Here is a 22901-nt window from a genome sequence, read left to right as displayed (position 1 = left end):
CTGATCCGTACAATCCGGATACCGATGGTGATGGTACCAATGATGGTGATGAGGACGCTGACGGTGACGGCAAGTCCAACAAGGAGGAGTCTGACCCGTCTGTTGATAAGTCCAAGGACTCTGACGGTGATGGCATTCCGGATATCATCGATAAGGATGACCAGGATGGTCCGAAGGGCGATAAGGACGGCGACGGCATCATCAATGAAGAGGATCCTGATGCAGATGGCGACGGGGTTTCCAATGATGATGAGAAGGCAGCTGGCCTTGATCCGCTGAACCCGGATACCGATGGTGATGGCACCAATGATGGTGATGAGGACACCGACGGTGACGGCAAGTCCAACAAGGACGAGTCCGATGTTCCTGAAGGAAAGGTCACTGATAAAGACGGTGACGGCCTTGGCGATACCGGTGTAACCGACAAGAACAACAATGGCGTTGCTGACCTAGTCGAGAAACCGGATGCTGAGACCCCGGATACCAAGGTTCCAGGAGGTTCCTCCGACATTGATTGGCAGCGCTGCGCACCGGCTGCTGCAGGTATTGGCCTGCCACTGTTGTTGCTGTTGCCTATTGGTTTGGCTTCCCAAATGCATATCCCGGGCCTGTCCCCAATGGTAGAGCAGGTTTCTGCAAGGATTAATGGCATCAATCGCCAATTAGCTCAGAAGAACATCGAGCTTCAGAAGCAGCTGGGAATCTATAACGAACCGCTGGCAAAGCAACTAGGCCAGATCGACCTGATGCTGAAGAAGGCTAGCCCAGAGGCCGGCCGAATCGGCGGCGCAATTGCACTTGCCGCGGCTGGCACACTCGCTTTGGGTTTGCTAGTTAACGCCTGTGCTCCAGGCGCTGGTTCCTCCGGCTCTTCTAGCTCCTCCAAGTAGTCGTGAGTGCGGGGCTGATTGAAGGCCCGCACTTCCTCGCCACGGGAAGGGCATAGTCTTCCCACCGATTAGAAAACACTATCGACCGTTGGCCCTGACAGTCCGCAAGGATTGCCAGGGCCAACGGCCGATCGTTTTCTATTGTCAGATAGTGGTAAACGAGGGTAACCTCATCGCCGATTATGGATCTGTTTGACCGAACCATCTTGGCTCATACGCTGTCTACATCACCGAACACCAAGTTCACATCAAGATCGTTATCGGATGCCATTGCCCTGTTTAGTCCAGGTGAAGGACTCATTGTGCACACCGACCAAGGCTTCCAGTACCAGCACGCCAGCTGTCGTGACTTGATTACAACCGTTGGTGGCGTGCAGGCAATGTCTTGGAAAGGCAATTGCTATGACAACTCAGTGATGGAGAACTTCTTCGGTCACTTGAAATCTGAGATGTACCACGGTGCTTACTTCAACAGTGTCGAGGAGTTCTGCCAAGCTATTGATGATTACATCCTGTGGTACAACACGACCCGACTACAGGAACAATTCAAGGGCCTGGCCCCGATGCAATATCGGAACCAAGCCCTTGCAACGGCCCAAACCATTTAGAGTTAACTCAGTCCGGAAAGCGGGGCGTAGTTCATTTACATGAGGCTTTTCTACTTTTGCTAGCATTAGTGGGTCCAAGTTGACGAAATTATCTAATTACACAGCGAACACGGGTGCTTTCTCCCTCTTTAGACCGTAACTAAGGAACAACAAACGCAGTAGTTTGCGAGGGAGAAGGCTGAGACCCCACATATGGGAACCGTTGCACCTGATCCGGGTAATACCGGCGCGAGGGAGGAAAATGTCTACTACACCTGCATCTTCGGCACGCACTGCACACACGGCTGGAAAGTCCAACCGCCGCTGGCGCGTCGTCGACATCGTCGTGGCCGCGGTCTTGTCCGTGGCGTGTGGCCTGATTTTCTTGTTCTGGAACACCGCGGGTTATGCCGGCTACCAGGCTCTCGATGCCTTTACCCCTGGCCTGGGCGGTTTGGCCTCTGGCATCTGGTTGCTGGGAGGAGTGCTCGGTGGGCTCATCATCCGCAAGCCGGGAGCGGCGCTCTTCGTGGAGCTGCTCGCTGCCTGCGTCTCCGCAGCTCTTGGTTCCCAGTGGGGCGCGGCAACCTTGCTCTCTGGCTTCGCCCAAGGCATCGGCGTGGAGATTGTCTTCGCCATCTTTGCCTACCGTTCTTTTAACCTGCTTGTTGCCACCATCGCTGGCCTTGCCGCCGGCGTCGGTGCATGGACTTTGGAGCTCTTCACGTCCGGCCACCTAGCCCGCTCCGTTGAATACAACATTATCTACTTGGTCTGCACCGGCCTTTCTGGTGCGATCCTGGCCGGCGTTCTGGGCTACTTCACGGTTAAGGCGCTAGCAGCCACTGGCGCGCTCGACCGGTTTGCTGCCGGCCGCGAGGCTTAAGAAGCGCTTTCAAGAATGGTTTCTGGAACAGGCATCCGCGTAGAAGGCTTCGGCTGGACCCATGCCGGGCGCGCGGAGCCGGCGCTGCGGGATGTTACTTTCCACGTCGAGCCGGGCGAAAAAATTCTGCTGTGCGGCGACTCCGGTTCTGGCAAGTCCACGCTCTTGGCGGCTCTTGCCGGAGTGCTCGGTGGCGATGAAGAAGGCGAGCAGGTAGGAGAGATCCAGCTCTTCGGAGCTGCTACCGCGAGCAATGGTGAGTGGCCTGGCGAAGGCATGCCAGTGGGGCTGGTCCTGCAGGATCCTGATTCCCAGGTAATTTCCTCGCGAGTGGGTGACGACGTTGCTTTCGGCTGCGAGAACCTCGGCCTTGAGCGCTCCGAGATTTGGGGTCGAGTCGATCAGTCTTTATCGGTGGTCGGGCTCGATCTTCCACACGACCATCCCACCGCACGTCTGTCTGGTGGTCAGAAGCAACGCCTCGCTTTGGCGGGAGTGATGGCGATGGGCGCCGGGCTCATCTTGTTGGACGAGCCCACGGCGAACCTTGACCCAGAGGGCGCCGATTCGGTGGTTTGTGCGGTGACCCAGCTGGTGGAGCGCACCGGGGCCACGCTCATCGTGGTTGAGCACCAGCCAGATAGATGGTGTCACCTGCTGCAACGCGGACTACTCATCGAGGACGGGCAGGTTGCATTAGACGCGCCTATCGAGCAGGTCCTAGAAGCCCGCGCCCAGGTGATGCCCACGCTGCCGCAGGCTCGCGTTCCGCAAGACGTATCCAGCCTTGAGCCAGCGATGTGGTCGCAGGATTTGGCTACCCGCTTTGGTCCGCCGCGTACCTTTGAGCTTCCTGCGGGAGCTTCAACCGTGGTGACTGGCCCCAATGGTGCTGGCAAGACTACCTGGCTGGAAACCATGGCGGGACTGCTTCCTTATACCTCGGGTGAGGTGGGCGTCGCCGAGCACGTGCGCCGCGGCCTCAAAGGAGACCCGGCAACGTGGAAGTCGCGCGAGCTCGCGCATCGCATTGGGTACGTGTTTCAGAACCCAGAACATCAATTCGTCGCGCGCAGCGTTGCCGATGAGCTACGCGTGGGACCCCGAGTGATGGGCGAGGAGGTTCCAGAAAAGCGCATCGCGGAACTAGTGGAGCGCCTGCGTTTGGGGCAGCTGCTTGGCGCCAACCCCTTCACACTTTCGGGCGGAGAGAAACGGCGCCTGTCGGTGGCAACAGCACTGGTGAGCGCGCCGGCGGTGCTCTTGCTTGATGAGCCGACGTTCGGTCAAGATCCGCAGACCTTCGCGGAACTGGTGTGGATGCTGCGCGAGTTAAGCGATGAGGGAGTGACCATTGCTTCGGTAACCCACGACCCCCTCTTCATCGCGGCTCTCGGCGACAACCGCGTGGAGGTGCCGCGTGCCTAATATCTTGTCCGACGTAAACCCATTGACGCGGGTTTACCTTATGCTGGCGCTGACCTTGCCGTTGTTTCTCTCGGTGGATCGGGTCTCCGCCGCGGTTTCTTTGGTCATCACCTTCGTATTTGCGCCGCTGTGTGGAGTCAGTTGGGGAAAGCTCATAAGAAGCGGATGGTTCCTGTTTATCCTCGCCGCACTGTCTGGCGTTTCGATGCTGCTGTATGGCGCCGAGGGCGGAGAGGTTTACTTCCGGCTTTGGCTCATCGTGGTTTCGGAGAACTCGGTGACCCTTTCAGTGGCAATGATGCTGCGTGTGCTCGCGGTAGCGCTGCCAATGATTGTCCTCGCGCGCGACATTGATCCCACACGCTTAGGCGACGCCCTGGCGCAAAACCTTCGCCTGCCTTCGCGTTTTGTTATTGGCGCGGTCGCCGGTGTGCGCATGGCGACGCTGTTTCGAGACGACTGGGATTCCATGGCTCGTGCTCGGAGGGCGCGGGGATTGGGGGATCGCGGCAAGGTTAAGCATTTGCTTACGATGTCCTTCGGTCTCTTGGTAGTTGCGCTGCGCCGCGGAGGCAAGCTGGCCACGGCGATGGAGGCCCGCGGCTTTGGACGTACTCCGCTGTACTCGCCGTCACGCACGTGGGCGCGCGAGTCGCGTGTGAGTAGGAAAGATTGGCTCATCATGTTAGCCGGTTCACTTTTGGCAGCGGTGCCGGTGGTAGCGTCGGTAGTTACAGATTCCTGGAGATTCTTCGGTCTATAAGACGAAAGGGCCACGAAGCATGGACTTCGACAGTCAGCTCGACCGCCTCATCGAGGATGTCATCAAGGCTGCCGCGACGCGCAAGAAACCCTTCAAGCCGGTGACGGTGCTCATCGATGGGCCATCGGGTGCAGGCAAGACGTGGGCCTGCGCCGCCCTCGCCGATAGAGCAGGCTGGCGTGTGGTGCACCTGGACGAGTTCTATCCCGGTTGGCACGGGCTTGAACAGGGCTCCCGGATGGTTGCCGAGCAGGTGCTGCGCGAGACCAATCCCGGCTATTGGCGCTGGGATTGGGAGGCCGGTGCGCCGGGTGAGTGGGCGAGCTTGGATGCACGCGACGATCTCATCGTGGAGGGCGTCGGTGCGGTTACTCCGGAAAACATTGCTGCGGCTAAGGAGCGCGGCACCGTGATTACGGTGCGCCTCGACGGCCCGCGCGAAAAGCGCTATGAGCGAGCCATCGAGCGTGATCCGCACTACGCAGAGTGGTTCGAGACCTGGGAGGCGCAGGAGAAGGTTTACTTCTCCGAGCACGCCGCCGACGCCGATTTTACGTGGGTATGGCAGTAGCTTCCGCCCCGCAGTAGACGCCGTGCTTGTCGACGTCGTGCGCCCACTGGCGCACCAGCTTAAGCCCCTGTTGCGCAACGCGTTCTTCCAGTTCGGGAAGCCGTGCCTCGATGCCCGACCCTGGCCACAATGTGGTTCGGGCTTGCAGCGATAGCCGCCCTGTCCGCGCATAATCTGCCAAAAGATAGAAGGACTCCCACATCCGCTGCGCTTGGGCACGGCTGCAGCCGGTGACCTGCGGCAGGTCTTCCGGCAGGGCTTTGACGTCGATGCCTATCCATTCCGGCCGTGTTTCGGGATGGGCCATGAGCTTGTCCAACCGGCCCGGTAGATAGCCGCTCGTGTGGAGGCCAACTTTAAAGCCAGCCGCGTGGGCCTCGGCTATCGCCTGCGGCAGCCCGGGCGCGGAAAGTGGCTCGCCGCCGGAGAAAACCACGCCGTCGAGTAGCCCGCGGCGCGAGCACAGCAAGGAAAGCGCGTCCTGCCAGCTATAGCTTCCCGGCCCAAAGACCTGCAGCTGCGGGTTATGGCAGTAGCTACACCGCAGCGGGCAGCCGTTGAGGAACAACGTCATGGTCAGGTGATCTGGCCAATCTGTTGCCGAGAAGGGGATAAGCCCGCCAATCGGCAGCTGCGTTCTGGAACTTAGCTTCGGCGCTTGCAACGAAGGCGCAGTCTTAAACGCCGGCCGCAAGCCTCTCGTCGAAGTACTCGCGCTCATGGAACTCTCCCTTCTTGCCCGTGTTGAAGCTGGAGACTGGCCGGAAATAGCCCATCACGCGCGTCCACATTTCAGTGCTGGAACCGCAGTCGGGGCAGTGCGGATGCTCGCCGGAGATATAGCCGTGGGAGTTACAGATGGAAAAGGTCGGCGTGATGGTGACATAGGGCAGTCGGAAGTTCTCCAGCGAGCGGCGCACGAGGTTCGCGCACGCCTTACCGGAGGACATTGCTGAGCCCATGTAGAGATGCAGCACGGTGCCGCCGGTGTATTGGGTCTGCAGATCCTCCTGGGCTTGGAGTGCGGCAAAGGGATCGGGAGTGTGCGCGACGGGAAGCTGCGAGGAATTCGTGTAATACGGTTCTTCTTCGCTGCCAGCGTGCAGGATGTCTGGGTAGCGCTTCAGGTCCTCGCGTGCGAAGCGATAGGTAGCGCCCTCGGCAGGCGAGGCTTCAAGGTTATAAAGGTGCCCGGTTCTTTCCTGGGCGTCGACAAGCAGTGCGCGAACCCGCTCCAGCAGACGCAATACCTGAGCGCGGCCGCGCGGATCGGTGAGATCGTAGGTGTCGGCAGTGAAGTTACGGATCATCTCGTTGCAGCCGTTGACGCCGATAGTGGAGAAGTGGTTATCCAAGCTGGGCAGCCAACGCTTGGTATAGGGGAAAAGACCTTTCTCCAAGCACTTGTTAACAAAGGCGCGGCGGCGCTCGAGCGTGTCGACGCCGAGATCTACCAGCTCCGCGACGCGCGTCAACAGCGCCTCCTCGTCGCCGCGGTAGAGGTAGCCCAGGCGTGCGCAGTTGAGCGTGACCACGCCGATGGAGCCGGTCAACTCGGCGGAGCCGAACAAACCATTGCCGCGCTTTAATAGCTCGCGTAGGTCCAACTGCAGGCGGCAACACATTGAGCGAATCATGCCGGGGTCAAGATCGGAGTTAAGGAAGTTCTGGAAGTAGGGCAGACCGTACTTGGCTGTCATGGTGAACAGAGCTTCGGCGTTCTCGCTATCCCAGTCAAAATCCGGCGTGATGTTGTAGGTCGGAATCGGGAAGGTAAATGGCCTGCCGTCGGCATCACCTTGTGACATCACCTCGATGAAAGCACGGTTGATGATGGCCATTTCCGTCTCCAAGTCGCCGTAACAGAAGTCTGCGGGCTCGCCGCCGATGAGCGGGGTTTGATCCCGCAGATCGGTGGGGCAGTGCCAATCGAAGGTGAGATTCGTGAACGGCGTCTGCGTACCCCAGCGCGAAGGCACGTTCAGGTTGAAGATAAATTCCTGCATGTATTGAAGTACTTGGCCGTAGCTGAGGTTATCCAGCCGCACGAAAGGCGCCATATATGTATCGAAGCTAGAAAAGGCCTGCGCGCCCGCCCACTCGTTCTGCAGCGTGCCTAAGAAGTTGACGATCTGACCGCACGCGGAGGAGAAGTGCTTCGGTGGCGCCGAGGAAATCGTGCCGGGAACACCACCGAAGCCTTCCTCGAGGACGCGGCGCAGTGACCAGCCAGCACAATAGCCGCTGAGCATGTCTAGATCGTGGATATGAATATCACCTGCTCGGTGGGCATTACCCGCAGCTTCCGAAAAGACCTCATCCAGCCAGTAATTGGCAGTTACTTTGCCCGCATTGTTAAGAATCAATCCTCCCAACGAGAAATCCTGATTGGCATTGGCGTTTATGCGCCAATCACGCCGGCCCAAGTACTCCTCGATGGAATCTGCGACGTTAATGGTCCGTGAACCCATGTAGTTCTTCCCTTCGCTATGAAAATGGAGCGCTGATACAGCGAAAAGCTCGCTGCCTTTCCAGCTCTGATGGCATGCCCAGGCGCGCATATAGGGAAAGCAATGGCGACCGCATTCATGTGGGAGAACCTGCAGTAAGCCGAGATGGCAGAAAAGCCACCGCGCGGCGCTGGGCGTCACGGAATAACATAGCTGTAATTTGTGGCGGGGTGGGTCGACGAAATACAAGATATGGGAGGTCTTGGAGTGTGAGACACTATATGTAGTGCCCTGTTTGGTGAAAGTTCGAAAGGGTATGTGCCTATTTAGTGCCTGTGATTGTTGCCTCTATAGGTGAAACTTAAAGCCCGATTTTGGGTGGAGTGGAAAGTTCCGGGGAATTTGTCACAGCTGCCTCGAGTGAGGCGCGGCGTCGTCAAGCGTTGTGCGATTGACTGCCTGCGGTGATGGAAGGAAAGCCAGGTGGATGAAATTTGGATGTTTTGCGTGTCGCTGCTATTGTTCGAAGAGGTTTCGCCTTCATGTAGGGCGAAAAGTCTGATCGATTAATCGGCTTGAATGGCTGATTGATGTTCTGGACATGCGGAAGGGCCCCGGAAAAGAGCCCCCATTTTCGCGTGTTTGGGCAGCATCGGTCAGTTCAGCCGAAGTCATACAGAAAGACTAGATTTATGCCAACTATTCAGCAGCTGGTCCGCAAGGGCCGCCATGATAAGCGCTCCAAGGTTGCAACCGCAGCGCTGAAGGGTTCCCCTCAGCGTCGTGGCGTTTGCACCCGCGTTTACACCACCACCCCGAAGAAGCCGAACTCTGCACTGCGTAAGGTCGCTCGTGTTCGCCTGACCTCCGGTATCGAGGTTTCCGCGTACATCCCAGGCGAGGGCCACAACCTGCAGGAGCACTCCATGGTGCTCGTCCGCGGCGGTCGTGTTAAGGACCTTCCGGGTGTTCGTTACAAGATTATCCGTGGCGCACTGGATACCCAGGGCGTTAAGGACCGCAAGCAGGCTCGTTCCCGCTACGGTGCAAAGAAGGGACAGTAATCAACAATGCGTAAGAATGCTGCTCCGAAGCGTCCTGTAGTCAAGGACCCGGTATACAACTCCGAGCAGGTCACCATGCTCGTGAACAAGATCCTCCTCGATGGCAAGAAGTCCACCGCAGAGCGCATCGTCTACGGTGCTCTCGAGGCTTGCCGTGAGAAGACCGGTACCGACCCAGTCGGCACCCTGGAGAAGGCTCTGGGCAACATCCGCCCGGACCTCGAGGTTCGCTCCCGCCGTGTCGGTGGCGCTACCTACCAGGTTCCAGTTGAGGTCAAGCCGGCTCGCGCTAACACCCTCGCTCTGCGTTGGTTGGTGACCTTCACCCGCCAGCGTCGTGAGAACACCATGATCGATCGTCTCGCTAACGAGATTTTGGATGCTTCCAACGGTCTTGGTGCTTCCGTGAAGCGTCGTGAAGACACTCACAAGATGGCTGAGGCTAACCGCGCCTTCGCACACTACCGCTGGTAATACCGGCGTATGCCTATGGTCCGAGCAACGTAAAAGTTCGCGCTTAACAGCGCTTCTGTATTTCTTGTATTTAGAGAAGCGCTGGAAACACAAACTAAATAGCGTTGCTCGGACCTTTTTTCTGGGCAATTAGCGGCCTGAAGCTGCTAACGAGTCCAAGACGTGGCAAAATTAAACAAGACCTATCCATGCGGGCGGCATGGACTGGGGTACGTGAAGATGAAGCGTGCGCCCAGGACAAGGCGTCCACGATAAATAAGTTGGGGTAAAACCGTGGCACAACAAGTGCTTAAGGACCTTCACAAGGTCCGTAACATCGGCATCATGGCTCACATCGATGCTGGTAAGACCACTACCACCGAGCGTATTCTTTTCTACACCGGCATCAACCGTAAAGTCGGCGAGACTCACGACGGTGCATCCACCACTGACTGGATGGAGCAGGAGAAGGAGCGCGGTATCACCATTACCTCTGCTGCTGTTACCTGTTTCTGGAACAACAACCAGATCAACATCATCGACACCCCGGGTCACGTTGACTTCACCGTTGAGGTTGAGCGCTCCCTCCGTGTCCTGGATGGCGCTGTTGCTGTCTTCGACGGCAAGGAAGGCGTTGAGCCACAGTCTGAGCAGGTGTGGCGTCAGGCTGCTAAGTACGACGTTCCGCGTATCTGCTTCGTCAACAAGATGGACAAGCTGGGCGCTGACTTCTACTTCACCGTTCAGACCATCATCGACCGCCTCGGCGCAAAGCCACTGGTTCTGCAGCTGCCAATCGGCGCTGAGGACGACTTCGACGGCGTCGTTGACCTGCTGAACATGCGTGCCATCACTTGGCGTGGCAAGGTGGAGACCGGTGCTGAGCCGACCATCGAGGAGATCCCTGCTGACCTGCAGGAGAAGGCTGAAGAGTACCGCGAGAAGCTGCTCGAGGCAGTTGCTGAGTCTGACGAAGAGCTCATGGAGAAGTACTTCGGCGGTGAGGAGCTGACCCTTGACGAGATCAAGGCAGCCATCCGCAAGATGACCATCAACTCCGAGGTCTACCCAGTTCTCTGTGGTACCGCTTACCGCAACAAGGGTGTCCAGCCGCTTCTCGACGCTGTCGTTGACTTCCTCCCGAACCCACTCGATGTGGGCGAGGTCGTCGGCCACGCTGTCGGCAACGAGGACGAGAAGGTTACGCGTAAGCCTTCCGTTGAGTCCCCGTTCTCTGCGTTGTCCTTCAAGATTGCTGCGCACCCGTTCTTCGGCCAGCTCAACTTCGTCCGCGTTTACTCTGGTCAGGTTGTGCCGGGCACCGAGGTGCTCAACTCCACCAAGAGTAAAAAGGAGCGCATCGGCAAGCTGTTCCAGATGCACGCAAACAAGGAGAACCCGGTCGAGCAGGCTGACGCAGGTAACATCTATGCTGTTATCGGTCTGAAAGACACCACCACTGGTGACACCCTGTGCGACAAGGACAACCCGATCATCCTCGAGTCCATGGACTTCCCGGATCCGGTTATCAAGGTCTCCATCGAGCCTAAAACCAAGGCTGACCAGGAGAAGCTGGGTACCGCTATCCAGAAGCTCGCTGCTGAGGACCCAACTTTCACTGTCGAGCTCGACGAAGAGACCGGCCAGACCGTTATCGGCGGCATGGGCGAGCTCCACCTCGACGTTCTGGTTGACCGTATGAAGCGCGAGTTCAAGGTCGAAGCAAACATCGGTAACCCACAGGTTGCTTACCGTGAGACCATCCGCAAGACGGTTCAGTCCCTGGACTACACCCACAAGAAGCAGACCGGTGGTTCTGGTCAGTTCGCAAAGGTCATCGTCACCATCGAGCCTTACAACCCGGACCCAGAGACGCTGGAGGAGGGCGAGTCCGCAACCTACAAGTTCGAGAACGCCGTCACCGGTGGCCGCGTCCCGAAGGAGTACATCCCTTCCGTCGACGCTGGTATCCAGGATGCAATGCAGTACGGTTACCTCGCTGGCTTCCCGCTGGTTAACATCAAGGCAACCCTTGAGGACGGCGCTTACCACGACGTTGACTCCTCTGAGATGGCCTTCAAGCTCGCTGGTTCCCAGGTGCTGAAGGAAGCTGTTGCTAAGGCAAAGCCAGTCCTGCTCGAGCCTGTTATGGCCGTTGAGGTTGTTACCCCTGAGGAGTACATGGGCACCGTTAACGGTGACATCAGCTCCCGTCGTGGCCAGGTTTACGCGATGGAAGACCGCTCTGGCGCAAAGGTTGTCAAGGCTAAGGTTCCGCTTTCCGAGATGTTCGGCTACATCGGCGACCTTCGTTCCTCCACCGCAGGCCGCGCAAACTTCAGCATGGTCTTCGATTCCTACGCTGAGGTTCCTTCCTCCGTTGCAACCGCAATCATCGAGGAGCGTACCGGTAACAAGGCTTAAACAAGCTTTGTAACCAACCCCCTCGCACCACCCCGTAGCCAAGGGCTGGTAGTCTTCGCCAGTAGACGCCAGCCTCAGGCGGGGTACCCCCGTGTGAGGAACTGGGTGGGGTAGCGGTCGGCTGAACTTGCACCAAAGGGTGTTGGCTGAGCCGGCCGTTACCCTCCCAGGATCCATAATCAGATTCTTGTCGAGGGTCAACGTCCGCACTACATGCGCGGGGTTACCTCCTATTTAGGCAGTTTGAAAAAACTGCGGCATAAATCTAGGATCGTGTAACTGGCACGTAAAGAAAGCGTCATTAGCGCTTCGGGATATTTTCGTTCCAAGTGCCAATGACATTAACCAACCCCGTGGCTGTGAAATTACAGCCGCCATAGAGTCCAGGAGGACAAACAGTGGCAAAGGAGAAGTTCGAGCGTACGAAGCCGCATGTGAACATCGGCACCATCGGACACGTCGACCACGGCAAGACCACCACCACCGCAGCGATCACCAAGGTTCTGGCTGACCAGTACCCTGATGAGAACACCGCTTTCGCATTCGACATGATCGATAAGGCTCCTGAGGAGAAGGAGCGCGGTATTACCATCAACATTTCCCACGTTGAGTACTCCACCCCGAAGCGCCACTACGCACACGTTGACGCTCCGGGCCACGCTGACTACATCAAGAACATGATTACCGGTGCTGCTCAGATGGACGGCGCTATCTTGGTTGTTGCTGCAACCGATGGCCCGATGCCGCAGACCCGCGAGCACGTTCTTCTGGCTCGCCAGGTTGGCGTTCCTTACATCCTCGTTGCACTGAACAAGTGCGACATGGTTGACGACGAGGAAATCATCGAGCTCGTCGAGATGGAGATCCGCGAGCTGCTCGCAGAGCAGGACTACGATGAGGAAGCTCCGATCGTTCACATCTCTGCTCTGAAGGCTCTTGAGGGCGACGAGAAGTGGGTACAGGCTATCGTTGACCTGATGCAGGCTTGCGATGACTCCATCCCGGATCCGGAGCGCGAGCTGGACAAGCCGTTCCTGATGCCAATCGAGGACATCTTCACCATCACCGGCCGCGGTACCGTTGTTACCGGCCGTGTTGAGCGTGGCTCCCTGAACGTCAACGAGGACGTTGAGATCATCGGTATCCAGGACAAGTCCATCTCCACCACCGTTACCGGTATCGAGATGTTCCGCAAGATGATGGACTACACCGAGGCTGGCGACAACTGTGGTCTGCTTCTGCGTGGTACCAAGCGTGAAGAGGTTGAGCGCGGCCAGGTTGTTATCAAGCCGGGCGCTTACACCCCTCACACCCAGTTCGAGGGTTCCGTCTACGTCCTGAAGAAGGAAGAGGGCGGCCGCCACACCCCGTTCATGGACAACTACCGTCCGCAGTTCTACTTCCGCACCACCGACGTTACTGGCGTCATCAAGCTGCCTGAGGGCACCGAGATGGTTATGCCTGGCGACAACGTCGAGATGTCCGTCGAGCTGATCCAGCCGGTCGCTATGGACGAGGGCCTGCGCTTCGCTATCCGCGAGGGCTCCCGCACCGTCGGCGCTGGCCGCGTTACCAAGATCATCAAGTAAGAGCACTTGCTTGAGCGTTTAAAGTAACGCCCTCTAAAGCCACCGCTTTCCCTGCTTGGGAAGGTGGTGGCTTTTTGTATGTCTACCTGCCGTCTCCGTTAAGCTTTGAGCCATGCTTGATCCCAACCGCATTGACCGCACCCTCCGCGCACTTCGCGATGCGTGGGAGGGACAGCCGGAGCTGCCGTTAGGCACGATCTTTGCGATACTCGCTAATCAGGGCTTGGGCTGGGGCGTCGACGATGAGGAGCTACGTGCCGCGCTTGAGTCGATGGCGAGGGTTCATCCGCCCACGCTGCCGCTTGACGACGCCCGTGTGACCCGAGGTTTGTGGCTCATCGTCACGGAAAGCAACCGGGTCACTGTCGACGCCGAGCGCGTCATCGTGCGTACGACCTCCAAGGCGGGACCCGGTCAGCCCGTTTCGTGGAAGTATTCTGCAATACGGCCAGTGGGGCCGGGGCGTCCTTTAGTGGTGACTGATGCCGAAGGCTTTGAGCACCGTTGCGGCGTGGCGGAGCTGATTACTCAGCTGACCCCAGATTACCGCAGTCTTGAAGGCCTGAAGCGACGCAGCGTCGGTGAACGCGTCTGGATGCTCCGCACGTCCGATGAGGTCATTGTCTTGGACCACGGCTTGCACGTTTACACATCGGCCAACCGGGGTGTGGACCGTACCGACTATTCGTGGACAGTGATCGAGCAATGTACTGTGGGCGCGCCGCTGCTCGTGGGCTTATCTCGTGGCACGACGCATGAGTTTGGGGCGGTCACCGAGATATTCCTCGCTGAATCCGCCCCTGCCGAAAGCTAAGTGCTGAACCGGCCTATTCCTTAAGAGCTCGCACCTTTCCAAAGTGGAGTTTGTACACGGTATCAAGGTCGGCGTCGGGGAATGCCAGGCGGAAGTCCTGCTCGTTGGTCTCGACGGCGTCGACAAGCGCAGACAAAGCGGTATCTGGGTTCGCCTCAACCGTGTACTGGAGCGTCGGACGCGCGCGATCGTAGGCCACCAAGCGGGTGACTTTATCCACGCCGTCTTCCGCAGCCAAGGTATCAGCGACTGCACCGGCGATTGCCTGCATGTTGGTTGATATCTTGCCTTTGTCGTTCGAGGACTCAGAAGCCACATTGTTAAAGCGGTGGTGGCGCAGGTTAGCAATTACTAGCCATAAGCCGGACACAGCTAGCACCACCGTCGCCGTACCTAGTGCAGCAGCCCACCAGCCTTGTTGAGGAAGGGCTGCCCATTCGTCGTGGTCGACCCACCGCGCAAGGTAGAGCGCGAAGGGGACCTCGAAGTGGATGAGGATGGGCCACAAGCCGAGCACGATGAGAATGGCCGCAATAATGAGTAACAAGATTCGGTCGAAAGCGGCTAAGCCTTTAGACATGATCGTCGACCTCCGGGAGTTTCTCGGCTGCAACAGTGAGCTGGGGCTGACGGTGGAGTTGCTGCAGCGTCTGCGCGACTGCGTCCTCCACACGGGAGATGAGACCCTCATCCTCAGTATCGCCGTTGACCGTTACATCGACGGTAATCTTCTCCTTGGAGATGACCGCGCGACTGCGCGCAGCTGCGACGCCGGGAACGCGACGGGCTGCTGCGGAAGCAGTGCGTGCGATATCAACGGGGCGCAACCACATGGAGGCTACTTCTGATTCGACCTGTGTGTGGGTGGATTTTCGCGGCTTGAATGCCGCCACGAGTAAAAGCAGACCAACCAAAATGGCCGCCCCGCCGCTGACTAGCATCCAGGTTTCGATTTTGTCCTGAGACATGACGTCGATGAAGGGTTGCAGCCAAGACCTTGCACCCGTGCTCACCGCCCAGGTCTCCCGGCCCAGGAAAGCCGAGCCTCCAAGACAGACGAGCCCGAGTATGACAGTCCACGTGCGCGCCGCTGGCGACGCGGCAGGCTTTTGGCCAAAGCCGCGCGGGAAGGTACTGCGTTCTTTACTCATGGGCACCTCCTCGGAAGAGCGGTTGGATGGTTATCTCGCGAAGTGGTTCAGGCCGTGGCGCCATGGGCCGCCGGACTGTGGCATTAGGCCGCAGCGTCGGCGACCACGCCGTAGCAGGTTGTGGCGTTCGAACAGGGCGCAGCGGCGCAGGCTGTGGCGTGTCCACCCGGCGTAGTTGGAGCGCTGGGGGAGTCGCGACTGGGCGTAGCTCCGCTGACTTGGGCGAGCGAACTGGAGTGAGCGCAGCCGGCTGCGGCGTCGCAGCGCTCACTACGGAAACGGGCGCCGTGCGCGGCGAAACTGCCCGTACCGGTTGTGGCTCAGGGCGTGAGACGCTGCGGATTTGCACTAGGTGCGTGGTCTCTATCGCTTGGAGCTCGCGCTGCGGCCGCGTGTGTGGCAGGGTCACGCTCGGGGCGCGCCGTGATGCCACTGCTAGCCCTGTTACGCGCTCGCCAGGGACAGCGGCGGCCACGGTGACGTTGACACGTGTGGTGGCGTAGCCGGTGTAGGTTCTGACAGCTTCTTCGATGGCGGCGCGTGCGGCCTCGGCGACAGCTGTTACCGGACTGGGCCAAGTAACGGCGATGTTGGCATCGACAGCCACGACTTCCTTGGTTGGGTCGCTCTGGATGAGCAGCCGTGGAAACGCGCGCCCGGCAAGGCCCGCGAGTTTGGCGTCGATGGCTACGGTGCCGGGCACACTGGCGATGGCAGTGCCAACGATGCGCTCGAGGGACTTAATGGAAAATCTTAAAGAGCCTGAGCTGCGTGCAAGGGAGGAATCATGGGGCATTAGCCTTGCCCTTTATCCTTGCCAACGATTCCATTCCACACCGCGGAGAGATCGATGCGACCATCAAAGTGAGCACCAATGACCCCGCCCAACGCGGCGAGGAGGACTGCCAGAACCGTGGGCCACAGGCCGAGGTGGATGAAAAATGCCAAAACTAGGCCGGCCACGATGCCGAGTGTGGAGTAATTCTTCATGCTTATTCCTTTTTAGTATTCAATGCGCTGCTGATAGCGTCAGCTACAACAACATCGACTCGCGAAAGCTCGGAGCATGCCTCGAGCGCTGCCGCGCGAGCACCTTCGGCGACGTCCTTGACGGGCACCTGCTGCGCCACATCGAACACGATGTGTACCTCCAGATGGCGATCATCGCGGGGATTCGGACGCTTGAGTCCAGCAATGCGCTCGCCCGGATAGAGCAGCGACACCTCACCGAAGGAGCCGGCATGTAGCTTGGCGACGCCCTGCGTCCCCAGCACGGCTCCAACTATGCGGTGCGCAGCGGGGGCGTCGAGCTCAAAGCGCGTCGTGGGGGACTCGACGGAGTCAGACATCAAGGCTTAGTCCTATTCCTGGCCCAGCGGCAGGGAATTGTTTGCGGACTGCTCGGCGGCGAGGTCTTCCTTCGGGAGCTTGACATCATGAACAACAACGTCGACGCGATCGACGCCGAGGCCAGTCATACGCTCAACGGCATTCATGATGTTGCGGCGGATGGCCTCTGCCAGCTCGTGGATGGCTACGCCGTACTCGGCGATGATGGCGACTTCGATGGTGGCAACACCGTTAGCAACCTGCACGCTGACGCCTTGGCGAACGTCCTCGGAGGCGCCAAAGGATTCACGGATCGAACCCATCATGCGGGCGCCGCCGCCACCGAGAGCAGCAACGCCGGACACTTCGCGGGCAGCGATGCCGGCGATCTTGGATACGACAGTGTCGTCAATAGTGGTGATACCGAACTCGGTCTCGAGGTTCTTGTTTACCTTAGGGGTAGCGGCGGCCTCAGGGGATTTAGCGGTGCTGGACTCGGTAGCGGCCGTAGCTGGGGTGGTCGAATTGTTTTCTGGGGTGTTAGCAGCCATGAGCATTTCCTCTTCTCTTGAAGGCTAAAAGTAACTTACCCATCCGAGCCTATAACTGAATGCGGACATTGTGGGGTGCGGTAGTCGATCTTTTAGAAAACGTGATATTGGGCACGGTTTTGTTAGAAGTTTGGAAAACGCGTGATTACATGCTTAAATACAAGGGTTGCTTTAACACGGCGGCGTCACTGACTTCCGGCTCTAAGTCGAATATCAATGGCAAAGTTGCTGGTAAAGCGAACATGACACCTTTGTTGGTGGGCGTCTTAAGGCGTGCACTGGGAAGGTCATTCAATCGGGCTAGGTCCGCGTTTTAGTAGAGGCATCCCGAGAGAATGGACCGGAGAAGGGGCATGGCAAATAAACAGCGGCAGTATACGAATTGGACATGTACTCGCACGTGTAATGCGTGAAGAACCGTCCTCTTCCTATTGACTTTGACTTCGGGTCTTGTACCCCGTCGAAAGCACTGCGCCCCAAGGTTTATGCCAGGTCGCATCTTTTGGTCGTCATGACAGTCAGACAACTGGCGTTGAGCCCAGGCCCTAGAGTCCGGACAACGTTATAGAGAAATCGAGAAGCAATTTCCCACCGCTTCACGCCCCGGATACGCCGGGAATGTGTAAGTGGGGAAGCGAGGAAGAGGATAAGCGTGGCGGGACAAAAGATCCGCATTCGGCTGAAGGCCTACGACCACGAGGCTATCGACGCTTCTGCAAAGAAGATCGTCGAGACCGTAACCCGTACGGGTGCTCGTGTTGTTGGCCCAGTGCCGCTCCCAACCGAGAAGAACGTATACGCCGTTATTCGTTCTCCGCACAAGTACAAGGACTCTCGCGAGCACTTCCAGATGCGCACTCACAAGCGCCTGATCGACATTCTCGACCCGACCCCGAAGACCGTTGACGCTCTTATGCGCATCGACCTTCCGGCCAGCGTCGACGTAAACATTCAGTAGTGTAAAGCGATCGACGAATAGATATTTGGTGGAGAACTAACAATGAGTGAAAACGAGATCAAGGGCATTCTGGGCAAGAAGCTCGGCATGACCCAGATCTTCGACGAGGACAACCGCGTTGTGCCGGTTACCGTCGTCGAGGCTGGGCCGTGCGTTGTTACCCAGATTCGCACCGCAGAAACCGATGGCTACAACGCCATCCAGATCGCATTTGGCGAGATCGACCCGCGCAAGGCAAACAAGCCTGCCGCAGGTCACTTCAAGAAGGCTGGCGTAACCCCACGTCGCCACGTTGCCGAAATCCGTATGGATGACACCTCTGCTTACGAGGTTGGCCAGGAAGTTACCGCTGACATCTTCGAGGGCATTACCTTCGTCGACGTTACCGGCACCACCAAGGGCCACGGCTACGCAGGCGCAATGAAGCGCCACGGCTTCGCAGGTCAGGGCGCTGCCCACGGTAACCAGGCTGCTCACCGCCGCGTCGGTGGCATCGGCGCCTGCGCTACCCCGGCTCGCGTCTTCAAGGGCACCCGCATGGCTGGCCGCATGGGCCAGGACCGTGTTACCACCCAGAACCTGAAGATTCAGAAGATCGATGCCGAGTCCAACCTGCTGCTCATCAAGGGTGCTATCCCTGGTGCGCGCGGTGGCCTCGTCACCGTTAAGACCGCAGTGAAGGGCGGTGCACACGCATGAGCAACCTCAAGCTAGACGTCCAAACCGCTGAAGGTAAGACCAACGGCTCTGTTGAGCTGCCGGCCGAGATCTTTGACACCGAGGCATCCATTGCTTTGATGCACCAGGTTGTCAACGCTCAGCTCGCCGCTGCTCGCCAGGGCACCCACAAGGCCAAGACCCGCGGCGAGGTCCGCGGCGGTGGCCGTAAGCCTTTCCGTCAGAAGGGCACCGGTCGTGCACGCCAGGGCTCGATCCGCGCACCTCACTACACCGGTGGCGGTATCTCCCACGGCCCAGTGCCGCGCGACTACAGCCAGCGCACCCCTAAGAAGATGATCAAGGCTGCTCTCTTCGGCGCACTGTCCGACCGCGCTCGTAACGAGCGTATCCATGTAATCGAAGAGCTCGTCCCGGGCCAGACCCCGTCCACCAAGGCGGCTAAGGCTTTCATCGAGCGCCTGACCGAGCGCAAGAACGTGCTGCTCGTTGTCGGCCGCGAGGACATCAACGCTCGCCGCAGCGCCAACAACCTGCCTAACGTCCAGATCCTGGATGCAGGCCAGCTGAACACCTACGACGTTCTTTACTCTGACGACGTTGTGTTCTCCGTTGAGGCTCTGCACACCTTCGTCGCTCGCGCTCAGGGTGCGAACGAGGAAGTTAAGGAGGAGAAGTAATGGCTAAGCTCGTTAACCCGCGTGACATTATCATCGCCCCGGTCGTTTCCGAGAAGTCCTACGGCCTGATGGAGCAGAACGTTTACACGTTCTACGTCTCCACGGACTCCAACAAGACCCAGATCAAAGATGCCATCGAGCAGATCTTCGGCGTAAAGGTTGACTCCGTGAACACCGTTAACCGTGCAGGTAAGCGTAAGCGCACCCGCACCGGCTTCGGTCAGCGCAAGTCCACCAAGCGTGCGTACGTGACGCTTCGTGAAGGCAGCGACTCCATCGACATCTTCGGCGGCGGCGCTTAAGCGCCACCGGAGAGCCGAAAGGAAAAGGAAGAATTATGGCTATTCGTAAGTACAAGCCGACAACTCCGGGTCGCCGCGCATCCTCCGTGTCCGAGTTCGAGGAGATCACTCGTTCCACCCCGGAGAAGTCCCTGCTGCGCCCGCTGAGCAAGACTGGTGGTCGTAACAACTACGGCCGCATCACCACCCGCCACATCGGCGGTGGCCACAAGCGTCGTTACCGTCTGATCGACTTCCGTCGTACGGACAAGGACGGTATCCCGGCAAAGGTTGCTCACATCGAGTACGACCCGAACCGCACCGCAAACATCGCTCTTCTGCACTACGCAGATGGCGAGAAGCGCTACATCATCGCCCCTAAGGGCCTGAAGCAGGGCACCATCGTTGAGGCCGGCGCTAACGCCGACATCAAGGTTGGTAACAACCTGCCGCTGCGCAACATCCCAACCGGTACCACCATCCACGCTGTGGAGCTCAAGCCGGGCGCAGGCGCTAAGCTTGCCCGCTCCGCTGGTGCTTCCATCCAGCTGCTGGGTAAGGAAGGCAAGTACGCAATCCTGCGTATGCCGTCCTCCGAGATCCGCCGCGTCGACATCCGTTGCCGCGCAACCGTGGGTGAGGTCGGCAACGCTGACCAGATGAACATCCGTTGGGGCAAGGCTGGCCGTATGCGCTGGAAGGGCGTTCGCCCGACCGTCCGTGGTGTCGTCATGAACCCGGTTGACCACCCACACGGTGGTGGTGAGGGTAAGACCTCCGGTGGTCGTCACCCTGTGTCCCCATGGGGCAAGAAGGAGGGTCGCACCCGCAACCCGAACCGTTACTCGAACAACATGATCGTGCGCCGTCGTCGCCCGAACAAGAAGCGCTAAGAGGAGGTAAACAATGCCACGCAGCCTTAAGAAAGGCCCGTTCGTCGATGAGCACCTCCTCAACAAGGTGGATGCTCAGAACGAGGCCGGCACCAAGCAGGTCATCAAGACCTGGTCTCGCCGCTCGACCATTCTGCCTGACTTCATCGGTCACACCTTCGCCGTCCATGACGGCCGTAAGCACGTGCCGGTGTTCGTTGAGGACTCCATGGTCGGCCACAAGCTCGGTGAGTTCGCACCAACCAAGACCTTCAAGGGTCACATCAAGGACGATAAGAAGGGACGTCGATAAGCGATGAGTGAAACCATCACCTCCGCATCCGCAACGGCCCGCTACGTCCGCGTTACTCCGATGAAGGCACGCCGTGTCATCGATTTGGTTCGCGGCAAGTCCGTAGCCGAGGCACTTGCAATCCTGAAGTACGCTCCGCAGGGCGCTGCTAAGCCAGTCGCTAAGGTCGTTGCTTCTGCAGCCGCTAACGCTGAGAACAACTTCGGTCTGGACCCACGCACCCTGGTCATCTCCGAGGCATACGCCAACGAGGGCCCGACCATGCGTCGCTTCCAGCCACGCGCACAGGGCCGTGCATTCATGATTCGTAAGCGCACCAGCCACATCACCGTGGTGGTCGAGAGCCAGAAGGAAGGGGCCAAGTAATGGGCCAGAAAATCCATCCTCACGGCCTACGTTTGGGCATCACTTCCGACTGGAAGACCCACTGGTTCGCCGATAAGGACTACGCGAACTACGTAGCCGAAGACATCAAGATCCGTCAGTTCCTCGAGAAGGGCCTCGACCGCGCCGGCATCGCCGACGTCGTCATCGAGCGCACCCGTGACCGTGTACGCGTCGACATTCACACCGCCCGCCCGGGCATCGTGATCGGCCGCCGCGGTGCTGAGGCAGACCGCATCCGCCGCGAGCTCGAGAAGCTCACCGGCAAGATGGTCGCCCTCAACATCCTCGAGGTCAAGCAGGTCGACGCCAACGCAACTCTGGTTGCTCAGTCCGTCGCCGAGCAGCTGGTTAACCGTGTTGCATTCCGTCGTGCAATGCGCAAGGCTATCCAGTCCGCTATGCGCCAGCCGCAGGTCAAGGGTATTAAGATCCTTTTGTCCGGTCGTCTGGGCGGCGCCGAGATGTCCCGTACCGAGCGCTACCACGAGGGTCGCGTTCCGCTGCACACTCTTCGCGCCGAGATCGATTACGGCACCGCAGAGGCCCACACCACCTTCGGCCGCATTGGCATCAAGGTGTGGATCTACAAGGGTGACGTCGTCGGTGGCGTACGCGAATCCGAACTGAACGCTCCGTCGCAGGGCCGTGGCCGCGGTGACCGTAACGGTCGTCCGCGCCGTGGTGGCCAGCGTCGTCAGCGCGCACAGCAGAAGCAGGAGGGCTAATCCATGCTGATTCCTAAGCGCGTTAAGTACCGCCGCCAGCACCGTCCTACCCGTAGCGGTGTTTCCAAGGGCGGTAACCGCATTAACTTTGGTGATTACGCAATCCAGGCTCTAGAGCCGGCTTACATCACCAACCGTCAGATTGAGGCCGCACGTATTGCCATCAACCGCCACGTCAAGCGTGGTGGCAAGGTGTGGATCAACATCTTCCCGGACCGTCCGTTGACCCAGAAGCCACTCGGCGTTCGTATGGGTTCCGGTAAGGGCCCGGTTGAGAAGTGGGTCGCCAACGTTAAGCCGGGCCGCGTCCTCTTCGAGATGTCCTACCCGAACGAGGCCACTGCTATCGAGGCTCTGCGTCGTGCAGGCCAGAAGCTTCCTTGCAAGGTCCGCATCATCAAGAAGGAGGACCAGTTCTAATGGCAACCGGTACCCCCGCCCACGAGTTCCGTGAGCTCGACAACGCTGAGCTGGAAACCCGCCTTAAGGATGCGAAGGAAGAGCTGTTCAACCTTCGTTTCCAGAAGGCAACCGGCCAGCTGACCAACAACCGCCGCATCGGCACGGTTAAGCGCGACATTGCCCGCATCTACACCGTTCTTCGCGAGCGCGAGCTGGGCCTGTCCGTAGTTCCGGGAGCTGAGGCTTAATCATGAGTGAGGCAAACGTGAACGAAGTAAAGAAGGAGCGCGGTGCGCGCAAGACCCGCATCGGCATCGTAGTTTCCGACAAAATGGACAAGACCATCGTCGTCGAGCTCGAAGACCGCAAGCAGCACGCGCTTTACGGCAAGATCATGCGCTCTAACAAGAAGGTTAAGGCACATGACGAGAACGAGACCGCCGGCATCGGCGACCGCGTTCTGATCGCCGAGACCCGCCCGCTGTCTAAGGACAAGCACTTCCGTCTCGTCGAGATCGTGGAGAAGGCTAAGTAAAACCTAGCTTTTTCAACACTTAAGCCGGCCAGGCTTTTCTTCCCAAAAGGAAGAAGGCTTGGTCGGCTTTTCTTATGCGCGTTTCTAGGGCTAAGTAGCCAAAAGGGCATTCGCCCGATT

At 58.8% G+C, this 22901-nt stretch carries 28 protein-coding genes, 2 pseudogenes and 1 riboswitch; of the genes and pseudogenes, 22 read left to right on the top strand and 8 right to left on the bottom strand.

Translation table 11 applies throughout. The annotated features are described in order from the left end of the window. The 6 genes and pseudogenes from HMPREF3148_RS13720 to HMPREF3148_RS10460 form a co-directional block, all read left to right on the top strand. Positions 1-890 (top strand): annotated as a pseudogene (locus HMPREF3148_RS13720) (hypothetical protein); the annotation flags it as partial. Positions 891-1048: 158 nt separating this feature from the next. Beyond that, a pseudogene (locus tag HMPREF3148_RS10480) lies at positions 1049-1498 on the top strand (transposase); the annotation flags it as partial. A 99-nt stretch (positions 1499-1597) separates the two neighbouring features. Beyond that, positions 1598-1751: riboswitch (TPP riboswitch) on the top strand. After that, on the top strand, positions 1740-2363 hold the full coding sequence (locus tag HMPREF3148_RS10475) for an ECF transporter S component (protein ID WP_034656506.1): 624 nt from the start codon (positions 1740-1742) through the stop codon (positions 2361-2363). (Overlaps the previous riboswitch by 12 nt.) A gap of 15 nt (positions 2364-2378) precedes the next feature. Continuing rightward, positions 2379-3791, top strand: coding sequence for an ABC transporter ATP-binding protein (locus tag HMPREF3148_RS10470; protein ID WP_070509096.1), 1413 nt, complete (start codon positions 2379-2381; stop codon positions 3789-3791). Then, a complete protein-coding gene (locus tag HMPREF3148_RS10465) occupies positions 3784-4554 on the top strand; it encodes an energy-coupling factor transporter transmembrane component T family protein (protein ID WP_083287761.1) in 771 nt (256 codons plus the stop codon). Before HMPREF3148_RS10470 ends, HMPREF3148_RS10465 begins: the two co-directional genes overlap by 8 nt. Before the next feature lie 19 nt (positions 4555-4573). Next, positions 4574-5125, top strand: a complete 552-nt coding sequence (locus tag HMPREF3148_RS10460) for a nucleoside/nucleotide kinase family protein (protein ID WP_005527710.1) — start codon at positions 4574-4576, stop codon at positions 5123-5125. Here HMPREF3148_RS10460 and HMPREF3148_RS10455 read toward each other — a convergent pair. Then, complete coding sequence (locus HMPREF3148_RS10455) at positions 5106-5846, bottom strand: anaerobic ribonucleoside-triphosphate reductase activating protein (protein ID WP_080970019.1); 741 nt, start codon at positions 5844-5846, stop codon at positions 5106-5108. The genes HMPREF3148_RS10460 and HMPREF3148_RS10455 overlap by 20 nt on opposite strands. Then, a complete protein-coding gene (locus HMPREF3148_RS10450) occupies positions 5803-7596 on the bottom strand; it encodes a ribonucleoside triphosphate reductase (protein WP_049152229.1) in 1794 nt (597 codons plus the stop codon). The genes HMPREF3148_RS10455 and HMPREF3148_RS10450 overlap by 44 nt, the downstream gene beginning before the upstream one ends. Before the next feature lie 671 nt (positions 7597-8267). Here HMPREF3148_RS10450 and rpsL point away from each other — a divergent pair. From rpsL to HMPREF3148_RS10425, 5 genes are all read left to right on the top strand, one after another. Then, positions 8268-8639, top strand: coding sequence for a 30S ribosomal protein S12 (rpsL, locus tag HMPREF3148_RS10445; RefSeq protein WP_046646811.1), 372 nt, complete (start codon positions 8268-8270; stop codon positions 8637-8639). A gap of 6 nt (positions 8640-8645) precedes the next feature. Next, the gene (gene rpsG / locus HMPREF3148_RS10440) at positions 8646-9113 is read left to right on the top strand and encodes a 30S ribosomal protein S7 (RefSeq protein WP_005527716.1); all 468 of its coding nucleotides are present in this window, start codon (positions 8646-8648) and stop codon (positions 9111-9113) included. Between the two features lie 273 nt (positions 9114-9386). Beyond that, positions 9387-11516 (top strand): elongation factor G, encoded by a 2130-nt coding sequence (gene fusA / locus HMPREF3148_RS10435; RefSeq protein ID WP_034656509.1) that lies wholly within the window; start codon positions 9387-9389, stop codon positions 11514-11516. A gap of 398 nt (positions 11517-11914) precedes the next feature. Further along, positions 11915-13105, top strand: a complete 1191-nt coding sequence (gene tuf / locus HMPREF3148_RS10430) for an elongation factor Tu (RefSeq protein ID WP_005527719.1) — start codon at positions 11915-11917, stop codon at positions 13103-13105. 112 nt (positions 13106-13217) lie between these two features. Then, complete coding sequence (locus HMPREF3148_RS10425; protein ID WP_049152228.1) at positions 13218-13919, top strand: hypothetical protein; 702 nt, start codon at positions 13218-13220, stop codon at positions 13917-13919. A gap of 13 nt (positions 13920-13932) precedes the next feature. Here HMPREF3148_RS10425 and HMPREF3148_RS10420 read toward each other — a convergent pair whose 3' ends face one another. The 6 genes from HMPREF3148_RS10420 to HMPREF3148_RS10395 are packed head-to-tail and all read right to left on the bottom strand — an operon-like array spanning position 13933 to position 16956. After that, a complete protein-coding gene (locus HMPREF3148_RS10420; protein WP_049063063.1) occupies positions 13933-14499 on the bottom strand; it encodes a hypothetical protein in 567 nt (188 codons plus the stop codon). Continuing rightward, complete coding sequence (locus tag HMPREF3148_RS10415) at positions 14492-15070, bottom strand: DUF6286 domain-containing protein (protein WP_049063062.1); 579 nt, start codon at positions 15068-15070, stop codon at positions 14492-14494. The genes HMPREF3148_RS10420 and HMPREF3148_RS10415 overlap by 8 nt, the downstream gene beginning before the upstream one ends. Further along, entirely contained in the window at positions 15063-15866 is an 804-nt protein-coding gene (locus HMPREF3148_RS10410) for an Asp23/Gls24 family envelope stress response protein (protein ID WP_049063061.1), read from the bottom strand. Before HMPREF3148_RS10410 ends, HMPREF3148_RS10415 begins: the two co-directional genes overlap by 8 nt. After that, positions 15866-16060 (bottom strand): DUF2273 domain-containing protein, encoded by a 195-nt coding sequence (locus HMPREF3148_RS10405; protein WP_005527759.1) that lies wholly within the window; start codon positions 16058-16060, stop codon positions 15866-15868. Before HMPREF3148_RS10405 ends, HMPREF3148_RS10410 begins: the two co-directional genes overlap by 1 nt. 2 nt (positions 16061-16062) lie before the next feature. Next, positions 16063-16419, bottom strand: a complete 357-nt coding sequence (locus HMPREF3148_RS10400; protein ID WP_049063060.1) for a hypothetical protein — start codon at positions 16417-16419, stop codon at positions 16063-16065. Between the two features lie 12 nt (positions 16420-16431). After that, the gene (locus HMPREF3148_RS10395) at positions 16432-16956 is read right to left on the bottom strand and encodes an Asp23/Gls24 family envelope stress response protein (protein WP_100619312.1); all 525 of its coding nucleotides are present in this window, start codon (positions 16954-16956) and stop codon (positions 16432-16434) included. Between the two features lie 646 nt (positions 16957-17602). Here HMPREF3148_RS10395 and rpsJ point away from each other — a divergent pair. Genes rpsJ through rpsQ form a run of 11 tightly spaced genes read left to right on the top strand, consistent with a single transcriptional unit; the run spans position 17603 to position 22781 of the window. Further along, entirely contained in the window at positions 17603-17908 is a 306-nt protein-coding gene (rpsJ, locus tag HMPREF3148_RS10390) for a 30S ribosomal protein S10 (protein WP_070509094.1), read from the top strand. Positions 17909-17950: 42 nt separating this feature from the next. Further along, positions 17951-18607 carry a 50S ribosomal protein L3 gene (rplC, locus tag HMPREF3148_RS10385; RefSeq protein ID WP_005527748.1) on the top strand — a complete coding sequence of 219 codons (657 nt, stop codon included), beginning with the start codon at positions 17951-17953 and terminating at the stop codon, positions 18605-18607. After that, on the top strand, positions 18604-19266 hold the full coding sequence (gene rplD, locus HMPREF3148_RS10380; RefSeq protein WP_005527746.1) for a 50S ribosomal protein L4: 663 nt from the start codon (positions 18604-18606) through the stop codon (positions 19264-19266). Before rplC ends, rplD begins: the two co-directional genes overlap by 4 nt. Further along, positions 19266-19568, top strand: coding sequence for a 50S ribosomal protein L23 (gene rplW, locus HMPREF3148_RS10375; protein WP_005527745.1), 303 nt, complete (start codon positions 19266-19268; stop codon positions 19566-19568). Before rplD ends, rplW begins: the two co-directional genes overlap by 1 nt. 35 nt (positions 19569-19603) lie before the next feature. Next, complete coding sequence (gene rplB / locus HMPREF3148_RS10370) at positions 19604-20440, top strand: 50S ribosomal protein L2 (protein ID WP_005527743.1); 837 nt, start codon at positions 19604-19606, stop codon at positions 20438-20440. Between the two features lie 13 nt (positions 20441-20453). Beyond that, positions 20454-20732: a 30S ribosomal protein S19 gene (gene rpsS, locus HMPREF3148_RS10365; RefSeq protein WP_005527741.1), complete on the top strand. Its 279-nt coding sequence runs from the start codon at positions 20454-20456 to the stop codon at positions 20730-20732. A gap of 3 nt (positions 20733-20735) precedes the next feature. Beyond that, on the top strand, positions 20736-21098 hold the full coding sequence (gene rplV, locus HMPREF3148_RS10360) for a 50S ribosomal protein L22 (RefSeq protein ID WP_005527740.1): 363 nt from the start codon (positions 20736-20738) through the stop codon (positions 21096-21098). Then, entirely contained in the window at positions 21098-21844 is a 747-nt protein-coding gene (gene rpsC / locus HMPREF3148_RS10355) for a 30S ribosomal protein S3 (RefSeq protein ID WP_005527738.1), read from the top strand. The genes rplV and rpsC overlap by 1 nt, the downstream gene beginning before the upstream one ends. 3 nt (positions 21845-21847) lie before the next feature. Further along, complete coding sequence (gene rplP, locus HMPREF3148_RS10350) at positions 21848-22264, top strand: 50S ribosomal protein L16 (protein ID WP_005527736.1); 417 nt, start codon at positions 21848-21850, stop codon at positions 22262-22264. Then, a complete protein-coding gene (rpmC, locus tag HMPREF3148_RS10345) occupies positions 22264-22494 on the top strand; it encodes a 50S ribosomal protein L29 (protein WP_005527735.1) in 231 nt (76 codons plus the stop codon). The genes rplP and rpmC overlap by 1 nt, the downstream gene beginning before the upstream one ends. A 2-nt stretch (positions 22495-22496) precedes the next feature. Next, entirely contained in the window at positions 22497-22781 is a 285-nt protein-coding gene (rpsQ, locus tag HMPREF3148_RS10340) for a 30S ribosomal protein S17 (RefSeq protein WP_005527733.1), read from the top strand. The last annotated feature ends 120 nt before the right edge of the window (positions 22782-22901 follow it).

It is taken from the genome of Corynebacterium sp. HMSC05D08, assembly GCF_001807215.1.
GTDB classification, from domain to species: Bacteria; Actinomycetota; Actinomycetes; order Mycobacteriales; family Mycobacteriaceae; genus Corynebacterium; species Corynebacterium striatum.
This window is presented reverse-complemented; position numbering and strand designations above follow the sequence as displayed.